Consider the following 201-nt stretch of genomic DNA (forward strand, 5'->3'; position numbering starts at 1 on the left):
CACAAACCCAGCGAACAACCCCATCACCCGATCCCCAGGACACAGATCAACAACCCCGGAACCGACCTCCACCACCACCCCCGCACCCTCACTACCGAGCGGGGCCTCACCCGGATACATCCCCAAGGCGATCAGCACGTCCCGGAAGTTCAGCCCCGCGGCACGCACCGCGATCCGCACCTCCCCCGCCGCCAACGCCCT

1 protein-coding gene is annotated in these 201 nt (G+C 67.7%); it reads right to left on the reverse strand.

Annotation, left to right across the window (positions count from 1 at the left end; all coding sequences use genetic code 11):
• The coding region (locus tag ADK64_RS16705) for an alcohol dehydrogenase catalytic domain-containing protein (protein ID WP_159046274.1) at positions 1-201 on the reverse strand (201 nt) is incomplete at both ends.

This window comes from Streptomyces sp. MMG1121, assembly GCF_001280015.1.
In the GTDB taxonomy this organism is placed as follows: domain Bacteria; phylum Actinomycetota; class Actinomycetes; order Streptomycetales; family Streptomycetaceae; genus Streptomyces.